Raw genomic sequence first — 18,290 nt, forward strand, 5'->3', positions numbered from 1 at the left:
CGGCCGTCCCCGCACCCCATTCATTTCAGAGCGGCGTTGGCGTACTCATGCGCGAGCGGCCCGCGCGGGGCACTTTCGCGAGGGTACCGTCGTGGCGAGCCCCGGCGTACCGCTTTTCCCCGTCCTCGAGCGGCTGTGCTGTTTCGTGCTCTTGCGCGGCCACCGGAGCCGGAGCCGGCAGCGCCGTGCCGTCCTTGAGCCACAGTTCGCCCAGCGTGCCGTTCGGCGTCTGGCTGAAGTGCTCGACGAGATGGTCGATGAAAGTCCGCACCTTGGCCGGCAAATGGCGCCGGCTCGGATAGCCGATGTTCACCTCGACCTGCGGCAGCCGATAGTCCGACAGCACGCGCACCAGGTTGCCGCGCGTCGCGTCGCTACCGATCAGGTAACTCGGCAAAATCGCGACACCCATGCCGAGCAGCGCGAATTGACGCAGCATTTCGGTGTTGTTCGCCACGATCACGTTCGACGGACGCACGCGCACCTCGCCCTCAGGGCCCGTGAATACACGTTCATCTCCCCAATATTCCGAGGGCAGGCTCAGGCAGGCGTGATCGGCCAATTGCTCGGGCCGTGTCGGCGTTCCGTGCTTCTCGAGGTACGCGGGCGTGGCGCAAACGATCATGCAGCCGGTCGTCAGGCGGCGCGTGACGATGCTCGCGCTGCGCATTTTCTGGGCGATGACGATGCCGACGTCGAAGCCTTCTTCGACAAGATCGACACCCCGGTCGACGAGCGTCAGATCGGGAAGTACTTTCGGGTAGCGTTGGACATAGGTCTGGAGCACCGGCGCGAGGTTGTGCAGCCCGAAAACGACGGGCGCCACGATGCGCAGGGTGCCGACCGGCTCATGGTTGCGGGCGACAACCATTTGCTCGACGTCTTCGAGTTCGTCGAGGATTTGTCTGGCGCGTTCGAGATAGACCTGGCCCGATTCGGTCAACGAGAGGCTGCGGGTGGTGCGATTGAGCAACCGCGTGCCGAGCCTGGCCTCCAGGTCGGCGACATGGCGCGTGGCAACGGCGTTCGAGATATCCATCGCGCCTGCCGCGCGAGCAAAACTGCCGAGATCCGCCACTTTCACGAACACACGCATCGACTGCAAATGATCCATTGACGACTCCTGCCGCTGTGATTACTCAGAAAAAAAATTCCGAGCCAATTCGTAATTGTCCTACGACTCCGAAAACAGCGCAGAGTTGCTTCGCATCGCCGAATTTTCGAGACTAAAATCGCGACGGATCACATTAGCGGGGAAAAGGCGACGCTCAGCATGCGTAATACGTAAAAGAATCGCCCCGAGCCGGCGATTCCCTACGTACAAGCTGTCGAAGCGGTCGGATTGAACTGGAGCCAACGAAGGCCGGCGCACGCGGGGCACGGGGGCACGGCGCGGGAATGATCGAATCCCCGCGCCGTCGAAAGGTCGTCGTCAGGAGGCCGCGAGCCGACTTTCGATGCCAGCCTTCGTGCGAGTCAGCGCATCGGGCAAGCCATGACGGAGTTTTTCGAAGAGTTCGGCATGCAACGCGAGCTCGTCACGCCAGGCCGCATCGTCGATCGAGATCACCTGCTCGAACTGCTCGCGCGTGAAACCGAGGTTCGTCCAGTCGATATCCTCGTAGCGCGGCGAGATGCCGAACGCGTGCTCCACGCCCTCGGCCTGGCCTTCGATGCGGCCGATCATCCAGCGCAGCACGCGCATGTTTTCGCCGAAGCCCGGCCAGACGAACTTGCCGTCGGGGCCCTTTCGGAACCAGTTGACGCAGAAAATCTTCGGCACCTTGCCGCCGAGCGACTCGATGCGTTCGCCCACGCCCAGCCAATGGCCGAAGTAATCGGCCATGTTGTAGCCGCAAAACGGCAGCATCGCGAACGGATCGCGCCTCACCACGCCTTGCTGTCCTGCCGCCGCGGCCGTCGTTTCCGAACCCATCGTCGCGGCCATATAGACGCCTTCGACCCAGTTGCGCGCCTCGGTCACGAGCGGCACCGTACTCGAACGGCGGCCACCAAAAATGAAGGCATCGATCGGCACCCCGGTGGGATTCTCCCAATCGGGATCGACCGAGGGACACTGCGCCGCGGGTGCGGTGAAGCGCGCGTTCGGGTGAGCCGCCTTGCGCCCTGTCTCCTTGGCGATCGCGGGCGTCCAGTCCTGCCCTTGCCAATCGATGAGATGCGCGGGCGGCGTATCGGTCATGCCCTCCCACCAGACGTCGCCATCGTCGGTCAGCGCCACGTTCGTGAAGATGACGTTGCCCTTGAGCGTCGCCATGGCGTTGTAATTGGTTTTCTCGCTCGTGCCGGGCGCCACGCCGAAATAGCCCGCTTCAGGGTTGATGGCGTAAAGGCGGCCGTCCTTGCCGGGCTTGATCCAGGCGATATCGTCGCCGATCGTCGAGATCGACCAGCCGCTCATGCTGGGCGGCGGGATCAGCATCGCGAAGTTCGTCTTGCCGCAGGCCGACGGAAACGCCGCCGCCACGCGGTACTTCCGCCCCTCGGGCGAGGTGACCGTGAGAATCAGCATATGTTCGGCAAGCCATCCTTCGGAGCGGCCCATCGTCGATGCGATGCGCAGCGCGAAGCATTTTTTGCCCAGCAGCGCGTTGCCACCATAGCCGGAGCCGAAGCTCCAGATCTCGCGCCTTTCCGGAAAATGCACGATGTATTTTGTGTCGTTGCACGGCCATGGAACGTCGGGGGTGCCGTCGACGCGCGGCGCGCCGACCGAATGCACGCAAGGCACGAAGCTGCCATCCGTGCCGAGCACTTCGTACACCCGCCGCCCCATGCGCGTCATGATTCTCATGTTGACTACGACATAGGGGCTATCCGTGAGCTCGATGCCGATGTGCGCGATGGGCGAGCCGAGCGGCCCCATCGAGAACGGCACGACATACATCGTCCGCCCGCGCATCGCGCCGTCGAACAAGCCGTCGAGCTTCGTGCGCATTTCTTGCGGATCGAGCCAGTTGTTGGTCGGCCCGGCGTCTTCGCGGCGCTCCGAGCAAATGAAGGTGCGGTCTTCGACGCGAGCGACATCCGAGGGTGCCGAGCAGGCGAGATAGGAGTTGGGCCGTTTGGAGGGGTTCAGGCGCTTGAGCGTTCCCGCCTGGACCATTTCGTCGCAAAGACGGTCATACTCTTCCTGCGAGCCGTCGCACCAGACGATGCGCGCGGGCTTCGTCAATGCCGCAACGCGCTCGACCCACTCGAGCAACTCGCGATGTCTGACGTATGCCGGCGCTTCGATAGTCGGGGCGCCCGCCGGGGCAGATGATTGATTCATCGAGGTTGTCTCCGTTTTATGTTCGTTGAAGGGAAACGGTGGGCTCGCTGACGCTGCATGCGAGAGGCATGTGCGCAGACCTACGTCGCGCGGGCGCCGGTGGGACGGCGCGTCAGGAGCATCGCAGCTTGCGCGTCGCCGCCGCAAGCTGCTAAATAGGAACGGTCCTGCCTATCGAAGGAGGCAATCAGCATCGTAGCCCAAGCCGGTGCATGGTTCATGCCAGCTCCTTTTTTTCGATGGGTGGAACCGGGAAGGATATCACCGCGTCTATTGCGTTCATCGTGCGCTGCAAAACCAAACTTGCCCTATGAAAATTGCCATACTCGACGACTACCAGGATGCAGTTCGTAAACTCGATTGCTTTCAAATGCTTGCGAACCACGAGGTCAAGGTGTTCAACAACACCGTGCGCGGCCTCGGGCAGTTGGCAAGCCGTCTGGCGGAAGTCGACGCGCTCGTGCTCATTCGCGAGCGTACGCGTGTGACCTCGCAATTGCTCGACAAGTGCCCGCATCTGCGGATGATCAGTCAAACGGGCAAGGTATCGAGCCATATCGATCTCGATGCCTGTACCGAGCGCGGCATTGCGGTGCTCGAGGGCGTCGGCTCGCCCACCGCGCCGGCCGAGTTGACCTGGGCGCTCATCATGGCCGCGCAGCGGCGCATCCCGCAATACGTTGCGAATTTGAAGCAGGGCGCGTGGCAGCAGTCGGGATTGAAAACCTCGGCTCTGCCGCCGAACTTCGGCCTCGGACAGTTGCTGCACGGGCATACGCTGGGCATTTGGGGCTATGGGAAGGTCGGGCGGCTCGTAGCGGGCTATGGAAAGGCGTTCGGCATGCGGGTGTTGGTCTGGGGGCGCGAGCACTCGCTCGAAGCCGCGAAAGCCGACGGCTATGAGGCGGCCGAAAGCCGCGAGGCCTTCTTCGAACAGAGCGATGTCCTGTCGATCCACCTCCGGCTGCACGACGACACCCGCGGCATCGTCAAACAAGCCGATCTGTTGCGCATGAAGCCAACGGCGCTTTTCGTCAACACGAGCCGCGCCGAGTTGCTCGAGGAGAACGCGCTCGTCAACGCGCTCTCGCATAACCGGCCGGGGATGGTTGCGATCGATGTTTATGAGAGCGAGCCGATCCTTCAGGGTTATGGGCTGCTACGGATGGAGAACGTGATCTGCACGCCGCATATCGGGTATGTCGAGCGCGAGAGCTACGAGCTCTACTTCAGTGCCGCCTTCAAGAACATCCTTGCGTTCGACGATGGCGACGTCTCGAGTGTCGCCAATCCGGATGCGTTGTCGGTCGTCAAGCGCCGTTGAGCGAAGGGCGCGCGTGTCGGTTTGGCTCGCGCGGCATGCGCGTTTGCGTGCTCGAAGCGGACATCATGCGGCCGCGTCGACGGCACCTTCGGCGTGGTCGAGTTGCGGCAGGCGGCGCAAGAACGCCTCGCCATCGCGCCGGCCGAGTTCGTAGGCAGGGCGCATCAGTGCGGGCTGAGTGTAATCCCAGCTCGAGATCGGTACTTTGCTCGATGGCTGCACGTAAAGACGCCGCTGTTCGCCGTGCGCGACGACGAACATCTGTGGGCGTGGATAGCGGCGTGTCACCATGACGAGCACACGTCCCGCCGAGGAGTCGAGCGCGTCGACCGGGACATTGTCGACCATGCCGCCGTCGAGCACGGGCTTGCCATCGCGACGCAACACGGGCGTGAAGGGCGGTGTGCAGGACGACTGGAGAATCAGGTCCGCGAGCGCATCGACACTCGCGCAGTCCTGCGCGCGCACGTACTCCGGCCGAAAGCCAAGCGTGCGGCCCAGCGTCGGATGCAATGTCTTGCGCACGTGTTTTTCGATGTTGTAGGCGATGAGTCCCGCTGCGACCGATACGTGTGCGCCGAGCCAGCGCGGTATGTGTGAGACGCCGATGCGGATCTCGGGCGCGCTGGCCAGTTCGGCGAACGATTCGCCATATATGTCGAGCAAGGCCTGGCGGTAGATTCGATAGTGCGGAAAGACCGATGCGCCGCGGCGCAAGAGATTGCCCCAATAGGCGTTTTTCGTGTTGCCGCGTAGCACGTCTTCGTAATAGCGCATGACCCACTGCGAATTCCGGGTGTAGAGCATGCAGGCGGTGGCGGCACCAGCCGAAATCCCGGCAATGACGCGCGGCTTCAACCCGAGTTCGGGCTGCACGACTTCCCAGAATCCGGCCTGCCACCAGCAGCGGTTGCCGCCGCCGGCGAAGACGACTTGATCGAACATGTTCGGGTGGTTTTTGAGGGTTTTGCGGATTTTTGGGCGGACTGTGCAGCGGGCCGCGGGAGGGAGGCTGCGCAAGGCGTCATGATACTGGCCGCCGTTGTCCGGAATCAAAGAGGGAGTGCTCGGGAAGATGCGGGCCATGGAGCCAGGGCTCGTGACGCTGGGAGAGGGTCCTCGGGTACCGGCCGCGGATTTTTTTGCGAGAAATGCGTACCGGCACTAGCCAAGCAAGAAAAAGTCCTGCATAATTGACGATCTGTTGGGGCGTTAGCTCAGTTGGTAGAGCAGCGGACTCTTAATCCGTAGGTCGAGTGTTCGAGTCACTCACGCCCCACCAAGGAATTCAAAGGGTTACAGCGCTTCGCGGCTGTAACCCATTTTTCGTTGTCTGACCATGTAACCGGTCTGTAACCGGACGCGCGCGGCGGTGCCAACAGTTTGCGCATTTGGCATCAATCAACCGCGGTTCTTCGCCGCCTTTTTGGCGCTAGCTGGCAAATGTACCGCCATGCCCTAAGCAGCGGTGGCGCGGGCAACTTGAGGTCGCGTTTGGACAGCTCAACGAGCGTCTGGCGGCAGAACGCAACCTCTGACTGCTCTTCCATGACGTGGTCGAACCAGCTCGGCGCCCGCGGGCGCTCCACGAGGACACGCTCAAGCGCTGACTGCACGCCTGCCGAAAAGAAAAACGCTCCGACGTGCGCGGCCTTTCTAATCCGAGGATAACCCGCTCTCGACTGCTCCGACAGCCTTTCGTGATGCTCCTCAGTCATCTAAGTGCCCGGCATCCGTACGTGAAGTGTTCGTCGTAGTAATGCTCGACATCAGACAATGCCTCAATCACTGCCTGGTAAGCGGCCACCTTGAGTTCCCAGTATTTTCGAAATCGATGATCACGGTTCTGGAACCAAGACGCGAGGGCGGCGGAAACCAAGCCAGCTAAAACGAGGCGGACCGAGTCGTACACTAAAGGATTGGCAGTCATTGCTTCGCATCCGAAAGAACGGCGTAAAATCGCGGCATCCTGAGGCTCCTCAACGGAGCGACAGAACTTTGCAGCCGCCCCCCCCAGATGACTTTCGCGCCACGCCCAGATGCGCCCCCCCCTTTCCACCTCGCCGCTCCGCGCGCAGCGCACGCACCGTTAACACGTGACGGGAATGTCTCGTCTCGCGAACCCATGGTTAGCCGCTCTAGAACGGCTTGAAAAACGAATGTTCGTGATTTATCGACGTCAACCGCGCAAAAAACTCCATTGCATATCTATCCGTCATTCCCGCGATGAAATCACATATCACGCGCGTCTTTTCCTCTTTTTTAGTGGATTCATACGTTTCCCGCCAATCATCCGGAAGCAGCAAATTACCTTTTTGCTTATCCTCTGTCAGCGCAGAAAAAATGCGCTTCACGATGTCTCTACCGCGATATTCGACGAGCCGCATTCGCGGCGACATCGTCAAAGCCTCGAAGGTAAGGTGCTTAAACGTTTCAATTTTGATCCGCACATTTTCCTTCACCACAATCTCGGAAAGAGCGGGAAACCTATCGTTGTATGCTGCCGATACACCACCAATAAACTCCCTCACAAGCTCAGAGGTGAATTGCGTCCTAAGAAATCCATCCGATGCTATCTTTTTGGACTGCCGATAAATAGCGATAATATTCAAAATGTCGCTGATAGATTTTTCGCCAGCAACTGCAGCATTTCTATTATCAAAAAGAGTGCCGAACGCATCGATAATCGTTTGCTGAATATCAGCCTTCGATAGCTTCATACCCGTTGCTTCGTTGACCTTCTCGGTGACTGCGCCAAGAATCGTTTCGTCCGCCGTCAAGCTAAGCATTTCCAACGGATTGAAGAATCCGGCCTTGAGCGCGTCCTCCAAATCATATGTCGAGTATGCAATGTCGTCCGCGATATCCATGATCTGACACTCGATCGTCTTGAACTTTGAAGCGCGAGAGCCGGGCGCTACTGATTTACGAACCCAACTGACGAGATCGCTTTCCGATTCGTAATATCCTTTAGCGAGCTTCTCCGGGTCTTTGCGATCCTTTCTTTTTCGCGGAATTTGGTTGTTATATTTGAGCAATGCGGCGATACTACGATAAGTCAGGTTCAGGCCGTTGCGACTCGACGCGTCGCCTCCATTCGCTTCTCTTTTTTCCAATCGCGCGATAATACGAAGCGTTTGAGCATTGCCTTCAAAGCCGCCATACTCCCCCATGCATTCATCGAGCGCATGTTCCCCGTTATGCCCAAAAGGCGGGTGACCAATATCGTGGGCTAGTCCAGCCAGCTCAACAAGATCCGTGTTGATTGGATACTCGTTAAACGGCGCTTCTGCGTTCAACTTTAGCGTGATGCCTTTAGCGATCTGCGCAACCTCCACCGAGTGCGTCAACCGGTTCCTAAAGAAATCCGATTCGACACCCGGGAATAGCTGCGTCTTTCCTTGCAATCGACGAAATGATGCGCAATGCACAAGCCGAGCGTAGTCCCGTCGAAACTGCGCCCGAACCGGATCGCTGGGATCAAACTTATCGCCATTCGTAAGCGAGCTCGCGCGCTCTATGTCTTGCTCTGTGTATAGTTGTTTCTGCTGGTCTCGGATGTTCTTCTTTTTCATCTTTCTTTTGTTTCAAAAAAAAGAGCTAGGGCGATCCCTAGCTCATCGTCAAACTCGTAGCAGGCTTCAGCGCTTTGGGGTCCTAGCTTTGCTCGGCTGTACGCCCTTTGCTTCCCCGGCGTGCGCGGCAGCCTTCGATTCCGCTCGACTCCGCGTCGTGTCGAGGGCTCGCTGCAAAAACCCCGCCATCTCCTGGTCCACCTGCCGCCTGGCGGCGTCGAACGCGGCGTATTGGGGAAACTTAGTCATGATGGGTCCTCAGTGTGTCTTCGCGGTCTAGTAACGGTTTGTTGTTCGGGACCTTCACTGTGTCCTCTCGATCTGTTAACGGCTTGTTCAAGATCAACTTGAGTCGAGATTGTCAAGTATGCGGTGATGGAACTCAAGTGAAATATTCGTCGCACCGTGAGGTGGCTAGCAGTCCTGCCATCAAGCGATCCGCACCAGCGCATGGGACAAGTCACCGTTCGCTGACGCGCGTTCGACGTTGCCGCCATACAACGCTGAGGATGCGCTGTGCCAGTTAAACGGTTACGGCACGCACCTCGATAAGCAAAACTCGCGCCACCAACAATCAGTGACAGATGAGGCGGTGGCCGCCAAACGCGAACAGGAGGGGGCCCCAGTTTGGCACCCGGCCTTTTGGTTTCCGCGCCAGAACCATACCGCGCTGCTCGCCGATGCTATTTGCGGCCCCCTGCCGTGCTAGGCCCCCGGTAGGAGCCGTTTGTAACGGTCTGGGCATCCCTCCTCATCGATGAAAGAAAGAAACGCGCTCCAGTGTCCTTGCTATGCACCTCGTCATAACGATGCAGAGCAGCGTTTATTCAATCATCGAAGGTTCGCATACAATCTCACAAATCGCTGCGACCGTTCGCAGAATAGGACCGATTCCGTACCCGCATGATGGTCTGCCGTGTCGTCTCATAGTCGCGAGCAAGCTGTGACACCGATACGCCCCGCGCAAGGCGTGTCCGAGCTTCGGCTTGTTGGGCTGGTGTAAGTGCCGGCTTGCGGCCCAACGCTTTCCCTTCGGCCTTCACACGTGCGAGCCCGCTTTGCGTCCGCTCGATCAACAGATCGCGCTCGAACTCCGCCACAGCGTTAAGAACACCCATGGTCATCTTGGCTGCTACGGACGTGAGATCAACGCCACCGAGAGCAAGACAGTGCACGCGCACGCCTATGCCCGCCAAGCGCTCAACCGTGGCGCGCACGTCCATCGCGTTGCGCCCGAGGCGATCCAACTTGGTCACGACAAGAACGTCGCCTTCTTCCATCCGGTCTTCGGGCTTCGCGAAGCCCGGACGATCTCTTGCAGCTACCGAACCGCTGATCGACTCCTCCAAGATGCGGCGCTTGTCGAGCGCAAAGCCCGCAGTCTCGATCTCCCGTCGCTGATTCTCGGTCGTCTAATCGCGTGTGCTGACCCGACAATACGCGAAGGCCCTAGACATGTTGTAGCCCCCGATTTGTAGCCCAATGGTGTACGAATGCCGTGTACGAATCGTAGGTTGGGTACGAAATACTTCGAAGCCAATTTTCGTACGGCCTGTGGCAAACCGTACGCAATCGTCCGTTTTCGTCCAGGGCGAGAAGTAAGCTCGGTGTACTATGGCGCATTGCGCGGCATTGCTCTCCGTCCGGGTATCCACGCACCGCCAATCGAGGCCGACTGTTTGCGTCCGACCATACAACTAGAATCTTTTGTCGCCGCATATCGTTGACGCGTAGCGCTTGGCGCGAGCGCGAAATTAGGGCTGGGTTCATTCAAAAAAAGCGCCTCGCTCAGCCCGAATCAAACGGAAGCGGTACAACGGGGACTCACGCACCATGAACACCTATCTCTTGACCTGGAATCCGAAGCGTTGGCATTGGGATCTAGCCTCCGACCTTACGATGCTTAAGACGATCAACACAAAAATCCAGATAACAGGGCTGAAAACCTTATGCACCAGAGGTCACAGCGGTTACATGAGCAACGGTCAACACTGAGAAATGTGCACTTTGTCGGACTCTTAATCCGTAGGTCGAGTGTTCGAGTCACTCACGCCCCACCACCGAGTTCGGTAGTTGAAAATCAAGCACTTGCGAGCGATCGCGGTGCTTTTTTTCGTCTGTAGCTAGCGCGTGGCGGCGTCAAAAACTGGCCTTTGCCGAAATGAGCTGAATCCCAGAAGTTGGACGGTGGTTGAAACACGAGAGCTAGTGCGAGGCAGGGCTTCCCTCATCACTTACAGACCTCCCAGCGGTTGCCAACCCGCACGATCAATGTCCCGCTTCCTTCTGATGCCGAAACGCGAGCGCATAAACTACATCGACTTCAGGTTCGTGTCGATACACGGCCACATAGCCAGAGCCGCCGAACGGAATGGCAGCGCGCCACTCTGGCTGGGTTTTCCGGAAAAGGGCGACCAACGGCCGGCGCCGTTTCCAGCATCAGAAATCGTTGCTCAATGGCCTGAGTTGCCCGCCGAATGGCGGTTTCGCTCTTGTCGGCCAGAAAGCGCCGGCAGCGCTCCAACCCTTGGCCGGCGCGGGCCGTGATAATTACGCGTGACACTCAGGCAGCCCCGTTTCATCGTCCGTGCCCCAAGTTTTCAGCCAAGTGCGAACCTCTTCCCCGGTCAAATGTAGGCCGGTTCCCTCATATTCAGCCCATGATGCCGTAGCCTCTTGCTTGTAGCTTTCACGGGCTTCTTCCCGCTCCACGTACTGCTTGATCGCTTCACACATGATCCAGTGTGGCGACCGATCGCGCAGATTGGCCAAGTGCTGCACGCGCCCTTTCAACTCGTCGTCGATTTTGAGTGACGTTGCCATACGCCAGCCCTCCGTTATCAATGAGTGATACCTAGCGATACTCTAGTCCTGCTCCCCTCATTGTCCACGCGAGCCATCACGACAATCGACGGGGCGGCCGCTTCGGGGACCGACTTGGACAGCGGCTGCAAATGCTCCCAGCAGCAGAACGCCCCTATCCGTGCAACGTTGCGACGAATCGCGCAATGATCTGCGCCACTTCGACCGGCGCCTCCAGCTGCGACAGGTGTCCAATCCCGGGCAGAATATGCATCCGTGCGTGCGGGATACGAGGCATCAGTTCCGCCTGCAGCGTTGCGACGCGCTCCACCTGATCGAGCTCACCGGAAATCACAACGGTCGGCGCGTCGATCGATGCCACCGCCGCGGTGATGTCTTCGCGCATGGCTATGTTTGGCCAAGCCGCCTTCGCCTGCGGTGCGGCCCTCAGGCTATCCTCGATGACTTGCTCCCGGCAAGCAGCGCTGAGCGATTTCGCGGTGAGCACGTGATCGATAACGAATTCGACCGATTCGCGTGACTGATACGCGCCGGTCAACGTCGCACGTTGCTCCTCGGAAAGTTGCATCGGCGAAGGCGGCGACGGCGCGACGAGTACAAGACCCTCCAGCCCACCCGGCCGACGCGATGCGATCAGTTGAGCAACCTTGCCGCCCATCGAATGTTCGACCAGAACGTAGCGCCGCAGACCCAACTGCTCAATAACCCCTTCTGCGTCGGCGGCAAGATCGGCCACGCGGTAGCCGTCGACAGGGGCATCGGAGTGGCCCCAGCCTCGGTGATCGATAGCAACAATGCGATAGCGGTCGGCCAATTCGCTTGCTACGCCGTCCCATGTACGCGACGAGCCGCCGTAGTAATGCAGGAACACAAGCGCCAACTCGCCGCTGCCGCGCTGCGCGACATAAATCTGCGTACCGTTCGATCTGATTCTCATTTCCGCGCCCTTTCCGTTAGAGGATGGCTAAATGGTAGATTCATGTCGTCCTTTTGATAATTGCCCCTATAGTTTATTGAGTCGATAATGGCACTATCGAATTGGAGGACTAAATGGACCGGCTGACGAGCCTCGGGGTATTCGTCGCTGCAGTCGAGGAAGGCAGTTTTGCAGCTGCGGCGCGCCGTTTCGGGCTATCGGCAGCGATGGCCGGCAAGCATGTAAGCGCAATTGAGGCCGAGCTGAATACACGGCTACTTCAGCGCACTACACGGCGCTTGAGTCTGACCGATGCCGGCCAGACTTACTACGAGCGCAGTAAGCGGATTCTCGAAGCATTCGAGGAAGCCAATCGGGAAGTGGGAGATTCACAAGGCACGGCACGCGGCGTCCTGCGGGTCGCAGCGCCAGTCACGTTCGGTGCGATGCACCTGGGGGAGGTCGTTGCCCGCTACCTTGACGACCATCCGCACGTCAAAGTGGAAGTGGTACTCGGAGACCGCTACGTCGACCTGATGGAGGCGGGTGTCGACGTGGCAATCCGGATCGGACGGTTGCAGGATCCCGGACTGGTGATGCGCCGGCTTGCACCGTGTCGAATGGTCGTCTGTGCGTCTGCAGCGTACCTCGAGCGCCATGGAACGCCACGCCAGCCCGAAGACTTGCAACGCGCGCATCGACTAGCTTTCAGCGAGGCCGTGTCGGCCGGCGACTGGACGTTGCTCGATGCGAAAAACCACGCGCACGTCATCGACGGACCATGCCGGATGGCCGCTAACAATACGCAAATGCTACTTGCCGCGACCCTCGCTGGCGCCGGCATCGCTTACGGCCCGACCTTCGTGTTCGGAGAGCACCTCCGTCGTGGCGAACTCGTGGCGCTACTGCCGGCGTATCGCGCAGCCGACCTGGCGATTCAAGCGGTTTATCCGAGCGCACAGCGCATACCGCTCAAAGTGCGTCGCTTCGTCGATTATCTTGCCGAGGCGTTCGGGGATGAACCGCCTTGGGACAGGAAGGCACGGCAAACCACATAGTGAGCGCGTCGTTATCCAGACACATCGAAGCCATCCACGCCTGGCTTCGGAGCAAAAATCTTTAATGCAGCGAGAAACGGCTCAGAGCGTTTGCATCAATCAGTTAGCGCCTCACGGCACACGCGGGAGGAGATGGCAATTGCTGCGCGCACGCTATCGAAGTCATCCACTGGCTGCTCAGGGTCGGTAACGCGCTTCGCCTGCTTCCCGCGCCTCGCGCGCACACAGCCGCCCGTCGAAACGATCGAAAGGCAACCGCTTTCGGCTATCCTTCGCAGATCCCTCCCACCAGCATCCAATGAAGCGGCCATCGTTCTCTACGCAACTCGTCACGTCGTGGATACTCGTGGCCGCGATCTGCGCCATGCTGATCGCGCTCGTCTGGTTCACGGCGAATTCCGCCCAAAGCCAGCAGATCGCCGGTGCAAGGCAGCAAGCCGCAGCCGCTTGCGAAGCGGTCGCCGCACGCTACAGCCGGTCTATATCGCCCGCCGATTCCGCGCAGAACACCGACCTGATGCATTCGGTGCTCGACATCGTCCTTGCACAAGCGCCTGGGATCGAAGGCGGATTCTGGGCGTCGGCGCGAGCTCGGGCTTCCGCGCCCGGCCGCTTTCTCGCCTACGCATTTCCCACCTATCAGGGCAGCGGAGTAAAACGCGATGTCCCGGAGGCTGAAACCCCGCTCATCGTGAGCACGCTACACTCGGCCGCTGCAGCGCACCGCACCGTCACGAACGTTATTTCGAGCGGACAAGATGCGGTCATCGCGGCCGCCTGCCCGGTGTCAAACACAACCGATGTCTTCGCCTGGATGCTCAATCGCGCCCGGCCGCCGCTCGGGCCATACGGCGAGGCATTGGTCGCGACGTTGGCCGCGGTACTCGCCGTCATTCTCGTCGTCGCAACCGCCCTCGCCCTTGCACTGCGCCGCTGGAAGCAAGACCTCGCGCGGGTCGAAACATCGCTCGCGACGCAACGCGATGGAGCGCGCCTGTCGCTGCCGGGCGAGCCCGACCTCGATCGGATCGTCGCCGCACTGAACCGATATATCGAGCGCACGGATGTCTTGCAACGGCAAGCCTCGGACTTGGGTAGCAAACTGGCGCAAGCCGAACGATTCAGCGTTCTCGGCAAACTCGCCGCTCAAGTGGCTCACGAAATACGCAATCCAGCCGGTGCCATGCGTCTGAAGGCCGAAAACGCCCTGGCAGGCGACAGCAGCCGACATCGGGACGCCCTGCAGACGATACTCGAACAGATCGGTCGCATCGAAACACAGCTTTCCAGTCTGCTTGCCTTAACGCAGCCGGTCAGCGTAAATGTGAAAAAAACCGATCTCGCCGCGTGGCTGACCGACGTCGTCGAATCGCATCGCGAACTCGCGCAAGCGCGCGGCATCACACTGATGCCCGCAACAGAACTCGTCGATGACAGAGGATCCGCCGGACACATCGACACCGCTCCCGAGTTCGACCCGGAACAATTGCGTCGTGCGTTGGATAATCTGCTGGTCAACGCGTTGCGCCATGCAGGCGAGGGCGGCGTTGTGAATGTGCACGCCTCGCACGAATGTTCCAGCGACACGTCACATCTGCGAATCGCCGTGTCCGATAGTGGGCCGGGCGTGCCCGCGTCGCAACGGGAACGTATCTTCGAACCCTTCGTGACAGGCCGCCCGGATGGGTCCGGCCTCGGCCTCGCCGTCGTCCGTGAAGTAGCTGCCGCTCACGGCGGGCGAGCGTGGCTCGACGACACGCCCAAGGGCGCCTCATTCGTGATCGAGATTCCATGGCAACGATCCTCGTAATCGACGATGACGACGCATTTCGCGACGGACTCGCCCAGACGCTCAGCGATCTGGGCCATCGCGTGCTCGAAGCTTCCTCGGCACAGGCCGCGCTGCGGATGCTGCGGGAAGCGCCCGCCCCGGAGTGCATCTTTCTCGACTTCCGTTTGCCCGACCTGGACGGGCTCGCCCTGTTGACGCAGCTGCGCGACGAGCCCTCGCTCAAAGCAGTTCCCGTCGTCATGCTCACTGCTTATGCAACGAGCGACAATACGATCGGCGCCATGCGGCTGGGCGCGTTCGAGCATCTCATCAAGCCCGTCGGCCGCAAGGACATTGCGTCACTGCTTCAACGAATCTTCTCGGCCAACGAGCCGCCCGTCGCAACCCGCCCCGCCGACATGTCGTTTGCCGAGGCGCCCGCCCGGAACCGGACGCAACTGCTCGGCATTAGCGCCGCCCTGCGCGAGGTGCAAAAGCAATTGGGCCGCGCAGCGATGACGGACGCAACGGTGCTCATCACCGGGGAGACGGGAACGGGCAAGGAAGTCGCCGCGCGTGTGCTGCACGAGTCGTCGAGCCGGCACGAAGGCCCGTTCGTCGCGGTGAACTGTGCCGCCATTCCTCACGAATTGCTCGAAAGCGAATTGTTCGGCCATGGGAAAGGCGCATTCACCGGGGCTGCGGGCGAACGTATAGGCCGGCTCGTCGAAGCCGATGGGGGCACGCTCTTTCTCGATGAAATCGGCGATATGCCCGCGGCAATGCAGGCGAAACTCCTGCGGGCGCTCCAGGAGCGGCAAGTCACGCCGCTCGGCACAAACCGGACGACCACCGTCGATATTCGTGTGGTCGCGGCCACGCATCGCGACCTCGATGCGATGGTAAGCGCGGGAACGTTCCGTCAGGACCTGCTGTACAGGCTAAACGTCGTATTGCTTCACCTGCCGCCGCTACGCGAGCGCATCGCCGATATCGTTCCGCTTGCAGAGCACTTCCTTGCGCAGGCTGCGCAATCCTCGGGGCGCAAGATGTATTTGTCGGCCGAAGCCCAGCGGCGGCTCGTCGAACACTTGTGGCCCGGCAATGTGCGCGAACTGAAGAACGCAATGGAGCGGGTCTGTTCGCTCGCGCCGGGCCCGGGGGTGACCATCGACGATCTATCGTTTCTTCGTCCCCCCGCGGCACCGGCGCAAGACCTGTTCGGCCCCGGTCTTCTCGAACTGCCGTTACCGCTCGCCATCGAGCGCATGGAACGCGCGATGATCGTGCGCGCCCTCGAGATGGCCAACGGCAACCGCGCCGATGCGGCACGCCGGCTCGGCATCAGCCGACAGTCGCTTTACGCAAAGCTTGCGAGCCTGGGACTCGACTAGGTGTTAGGTGAGCTCGCCGCGCACACGCGAACCGAGCTGTCAACAAACCCGACACCCGGTGTCAAGCAACCGGACAGCGTTCGCGCTTCCTTCGACGCTTAACCCTCTCCACACCTGCCTCGACGGCATGGCATACCCCTTGCGTTTGACGGGCGGCCACCAGGCGAGCCGGTTGCCACCCTCGCCGCACGACGAGGGACTGCGCAATCCCGGCTGCGCGCTGCAAGGCCTTCACAACGCCCCAACCGAAAGGAGAAACACCATGCATTGGATCGATCCCGCATGCCTGCCCGAAACGAACGGCACGGTCACACAGTTCCTGATGAACCCGCACGGCGAACTGGATGGCTTCATTCTCGACGGTCAATGGCAGGTTCACTTCCCACCGCATCTTTCCGAGCGCATCGGCGCGCACATCACGCTAGGCGAGAACGTGAGCGTGCGAGGCGTCAAGCCGCGCACGGCGGATATCGTCGCGGCGGTCTCCATCGAGGCCGCGAACGGCGGGCTGATCGTCGACGAAGGGCCGCATGGCGATCACCACAAGCACGAGCATGAGGCGCCGGACGTCGAGCGACACGCTGCCGAAGTAGCGGGCACCATCGCGCTGTCGCTGTTCGGGCCGAAAGGCGAGCTGCGCGGCGCACTGCTGAGCGATGGCATTTCGCTGCGCGTTGAGCCTCACGCCGCCGTCGAACTCGATACGTATCTGACGCCCGGTGCACGAGTACGCGCCTGGGGCGAAATGGTCGAGACGGGTTTGGCCCGCACGCTCGATGTGAGCGAGATCGCGTACGAGGACGAAGGCGAGCCCGCAGGAGCGCTCACCGACAACGGCGAAGCGGACGATGCCGCTCTCGACGCGCCCGCCGATGCCGGCGTTCGCGCCAACGGATGAGCCGACGGATCAGTCGATGGAGACGCCGATGAGCCGGCCCGCAGAGAATGCCCACAGCGATCGGCAACGCGGGGGGCCGCCGTCCGCGCGCAGCCTCAGAGGCCTCGACGTCCTGAGCTTTCTGATGGCGGATGTCCATGACGGCATCGGCCCATTCCTCGCTGTGTTTCTGAAGGGTACGCAGCACTGGTCTTCCGCGGACATCGGACTCGTGCTGGGCGCAAGCGGCCTTGCCGCCGCTTTCGGCCAGATTCCGGCGGGCATGCTCGTCGACGCTGTACGCGCCCGACGGGCAATGATCGCTCTCGCAACGTGCGCCATCGGAGGAGGCTGTCTGCTGATCGCACTGTTTCCGGTGCGCGCGGTCATCGTGCTCACGCAGATCGCACTCGCACTTGTCGCGACCGTCAACGGGCCCTGTCTTGCCGCACTGAGCCGCGGTGTGGTCGGGCCCCGGCTCATGCCGGGGCGTGTCAGCCGCAATGAAGTCTTCAACCATGGCGGCAACTTCATCGGCGCGATACTGGCCGGCACGCTCGGCCAGCACTTCGGTACGCTCTGGCTTTTTTACGTCGTCTGCGCATTTGCATTCGCCAGTGCGCTCGCAGTCGCGTCGATACGGCCCGGCGACATCGATCACGAGCACGCGCGAGGCGGCGACCCACTAGACGACGGCCAAGCCAACACCCCGCCGCTGCCGCTTCGACAAATGCTGCAGCGGCGCGATCTGCTGATCTTCCTCATTACCGTGGTGCTCTTTCACTTCGGCAATGCCGCCATGCTGCCGCTTGCGGGACAGATGATCGCCGTGGACGCGCCCGGGACCGACGTCATCAGCCTCGGCGCATGCATGATCGTCGCTCAGCTCACGATGGTCGCCGTGGCGCTTGGGGTGGGACGCGCTCTTCGCGCTGGGGTGAGCAGCAAGAAGATCTTTCTCGTCGCGCTCATGCTGCTGCCGGTGCGCGGCCTGCTGTTCGCGCTGGCGCGCAACGCGTACGCCGTAGTCGCCATTCAGCTTCTCGATGGCGTCTGCGCGGGCATCTTCGGCGTTATCGCGACAGTCATCGTCTCGGACCTCATGCGCGGGACGGGGCGCTTCAATCTCGCGCAGGGTGCGATGTCGCTCGCCGTCGGTACGGGCGCCGCGTTGAGCAATCTGATAGGGGGCTTCGTCGCAGATCGCTTCGGGTTTGCGACCGCATTCGTGGCGCTGTCGATGGCGGCGACCGCCGC

At 60.9% G+C, this 18,290-nt stretch carries 14 protein-coding genes, 1 tRNA gene and 1 pseudogene; 7 read left to right on the forward strand and 9 right to left on the reverse strand.

Annotated elements, in window-relative coordinates; translation table 11 throughout:
- Nucleotides 1–25: 25 nt before the first annotated feature.
- Complete coding sequence (locus tag VGL01_RS16735) at nt 26–1,114, reverse strand: LysR family transcriptional regulator (protein WP_414720281.1); 1,089 nt, start codon at nt 1,112–1,114, stop codon at nt 26–28.
- Nucleotides 1,115–1,432: 318 nt separating this feature from the next.
- A complete protein-coding gene (locus VGL01_RS16740) occupies nt 1,433–3,295 on the reverse strand; it encodes a phosphoenolpyruvate carboxykinase (GTP) (RefSeq protein ID WP_331571242.1) in 1,863 nt (620 codons plus the stop codon).
- Between the two features lie 310 nt (nt 3,296–3,605).
- On the opposite strand from VGL01_RS16740, the gene VGL01_RS16745 reads away from it, so the two are divergent.
- A complete protein-coding gene (locus VGL01_RS16745) occupies nt 3,606–4,619 on the forward strand; it encodes a D-2-hydroxyacid dehydrogenase family protein (protein WP_331571244.1) in 1,014 nt (337 codons plus the stop codon).
- Nucleotides 4,620–4,682: 63 nt separating this feature from the next.
- Here the strand turns inward: VGL01_RS16745 and VGL01_RS16750 are convergent, their stop codons facing one another.
- Nucleotides 4,683–5,564, reverse strand: a complete 882-nt coding sequence (locus VGL01_RS16750) for a patatin-like phospholipase family protein (protein WP_331571246.1) — start codon at nt 5,562–5,564, stop codon at nt 4,683–4,685.
- A gap of 261 nt (nt 5,565–5,825) precedes the next feature.
- Here VGL01_RS16750 and VGL01_RS16755 point away from each other — a divergent pair.
- Nucleotides 5,826–5,901: transfer RNA gene (locus VGL01_RS16755), tRNA-Lys, on the forward strand.
- Between the two features lie 432 nt (nt 5,902–6,333).
- Here the strand turns inward: VGL01_RS16755 and VGL01_RS16760 are convergent.
- The 6 genes and pseudogenes from VGL01_RS16760 to VGL01_RS16785 form a co-directional block, all read right to left on the reverse strand.
- Nucleotides 6,334–6,549 (reverse strand): hypothetical protein, encoded by a 216-nt coding sequence (locus VGL01_RS16760; RefSeq protein WP_331571248.1) that lies wholly within the window; start codon nt 6,547–6,549, stop codon nt 6,334–6,336.
- 208 nt (nt 6,550–6,757) lie between these two features.
- Entirely contained in the window at nt 6,758–8,194 is a 1,437-nt protein-coding gene (gene dgt / locus VGL01_RS16765; RefSeq protein WP_331571250.1) for a dGTP triphosphohydrolase, read from the reverse strand.
- Between the two features lie 854 nt (nt 8,195–9,048).
- Nucleotides 9,049–9,651: pseudogene (locus VGL01_RS16770) on the reverse strand (recombinase family protein).
- Nucleotides 9,652–10,517: 866 nt separating this feature from the next.
- On the reverse strand, nt 10,518–10,757 hold the full coding sequence (locus tag VGL01_RS16775) for a type II toxin-antitoxin system RelE/ParE family toxin (protein ID WP_331571252.1): 240 nt from the start codon (nt 10,755–10,757) through the stop codon (nt 10,518–10,520).
- Nucleotides 10,745–11,017 carry a CopG family ribbon-helix-helix protein gene (locus VGL01_RS16780; protein WP_331571254.1) on the reverse strand — a complete coding sequence of 91 codons (273 nt, stop codon included), beginning with the start codon at nt 11,015–11,017 and terminating at the stop codon, nt 10,745–10,747. The genes VGL01_RS16775 and VGL01_RS16780 overlap by 13 nt, the downstream gene beginning before the upstream one ends.
- A gap of 154 nt (nt 11,018–11,171) precedes the next feature.
- On the reverse strand, nt 11,172–11,954 hold the full coding sequence (locus tag VGL01_RS16785) for an alpha/beta hydrolase (protein WP_331571256.1): 783 nt from the start codon (nt 11,952–11,954) through the stop codon (nt 11,172–11,174).
- 113 nt (nt 11,955–12,067) lie between these two features.
- Between VGL01_RS16785 and VGL01_RS16790 the strand changes: the two genes are divergently transcribed.
- The 5 genes from VGL01_RS16790 to VGL01_RS16810 form a co-directional block, all read left to right on the forward strand.
- On the forward strand, nt 12,068–12,991 hold the full coding sequence (locus VGL01_RS16790; RefSeq protein WP_331571258.1) for a LysR family transcriptional regulator: 924 nt from the start codon (nt 12,068–12,070) through the stop codon (nt 12,989–12,991).
- Nucleotides 12,992–13,289: 298 nt separating this feature from the next.
- Nucleotides 13,290–14,801: a HAMP domain-containing sensor histidine kinase gene (locus VGL01_RS16795; RefSeq protein WP_331571261.1), complete on the forward strand. Its 1,512-nt coding sequence runs from the start codon at nt 13,290–13,292 to the stop codon at nt 14,799–14,801.
- Complete coding sequence (locus tag VGL01_RS16800; protein WP_331571263.1) at nt 14,783–16,156, forward strand: sigma-54 dependent transcriptional regulator; 1,374 nt, start codon at nt 14,783–14,785, stop codon at nt 16,154–16,156. Before VGL01_RS16795 ends, VGL01_RS16800 begins: the two co-directional genes overlap by 19 nt.
- A gap of 262 nt (nt 16,157–16,418) precedes the next feature.
- Nucleotides 16,419–17,054: a hypothetical protein gene (locus VGL01_RS16805; protein WP_331571265.1), complete on the forward strand. Its 636-nt coding sequence runs from the start codon at nt 16,419–16,421 to the stop codon at nt 17,052–17,054.
- 28 nt (nt 17,055–17,082) lie between these two features.
- A partial coding sequence (locus VGL01_RS16810) for an MFS transporter (RefSeq protein WP_331571267.1) occupies nt 17,083–18,290 on the forward strand: 1,208 nt, incomplete at its 3' end.

The organism is Trinickia sp. (assembly GCF_036503415.1).
Taxonomy (GTDB): Bacteria; Pseudomonadota; Gammaproteobacteria; order Burkholderiales; family Burkholderiaceae; genus Trinickia.

Bases quoted from the DNA above. Each gene is read 5' to 3' on its own strand.
- VGL01_RS16750 (WP_331571246.1), bottom strand. From the start codon at position 5,564: ATGTTCGATCAAGTCGTCTTCGCCGGCGGCGGCAACCGCTGCTGGTGG.
- VGL01_RS16745 (WP_331571244.1), top strand. From the start codon at position 3,606: ATGAAAATTGCCATACTCGACGACTACCAGGATGCAGTTCGTAAACTC.
- VGL01_RS16740 (WP_331571242.1), bottom strand. From the start codon at position 3,295: ATGAATCAATCATCTGCCCCGGCGGGCGCCCCGACTATCGAAGCGCCG.
- VGL01_RS16800 (WP_331571263.1), top strand. From the start codon at position 14,783: ATGGCAACGATCCTCGTAATCGACGATGACGACGCATTTCGCGACGGA.
- dgt (WP_331571250.1), bottom strand. From the start codon at position 8,194: ATGAAAAAGAAGAACATCCGAGACCAGCAGAAACAACTATACACAGAG.
- VGL01_RS16805 (WP_331571265.1), top strand. From the start codon at position 16,419: ATGCATTGGATCGATCCCGCATGCCTGCCCGAAACGAACGGCACGGTC.
- VGL01_RS16785 (WP_331571256.1), bottom strand. From the start codon at position 11,954: ATGAGAATCAGATCGAACGGTACGCAGATTTATGTCGCGCAGCGCGGC.
- VGL01_RS16780 (WP_331571254.1), bottom strand. From the start codon at position 11,017: ATGGCAACGTCACTCAAAATCGACGACGAGTTGAAAGGGCGCGTGCAG.
- VGL01_RS16760 (WP_331571248.1), bottom strand. From the start codon at position 6,549: ATGACTGCCAATCCTTTAGTGTACGACTCGGTCCGCCTCGTTTTAGCT.
- VGL01_RS16735 (WP_414720281.1), bottom strand. From the start codon at position 1,114: ATGGATCATTTGCAGTCGATGCGTGTGTTCGTGAAAGTGGCGGATCTC.
- VGL01_RS16795 (WP_331571261.1), top strand. From the start codon at position 13,290: ATGAAGCGGCCATCGTTCTCTACGCAACTCGTCACGTCGTGGATACTC.
- VGL01_RS16790 (WP_331571258.1), top strand. From the start codon at position 12,068: ATGGACCGGCTGACGAGCCTCGGGGTATTCGTCGCTGCAGTCGAGGAA.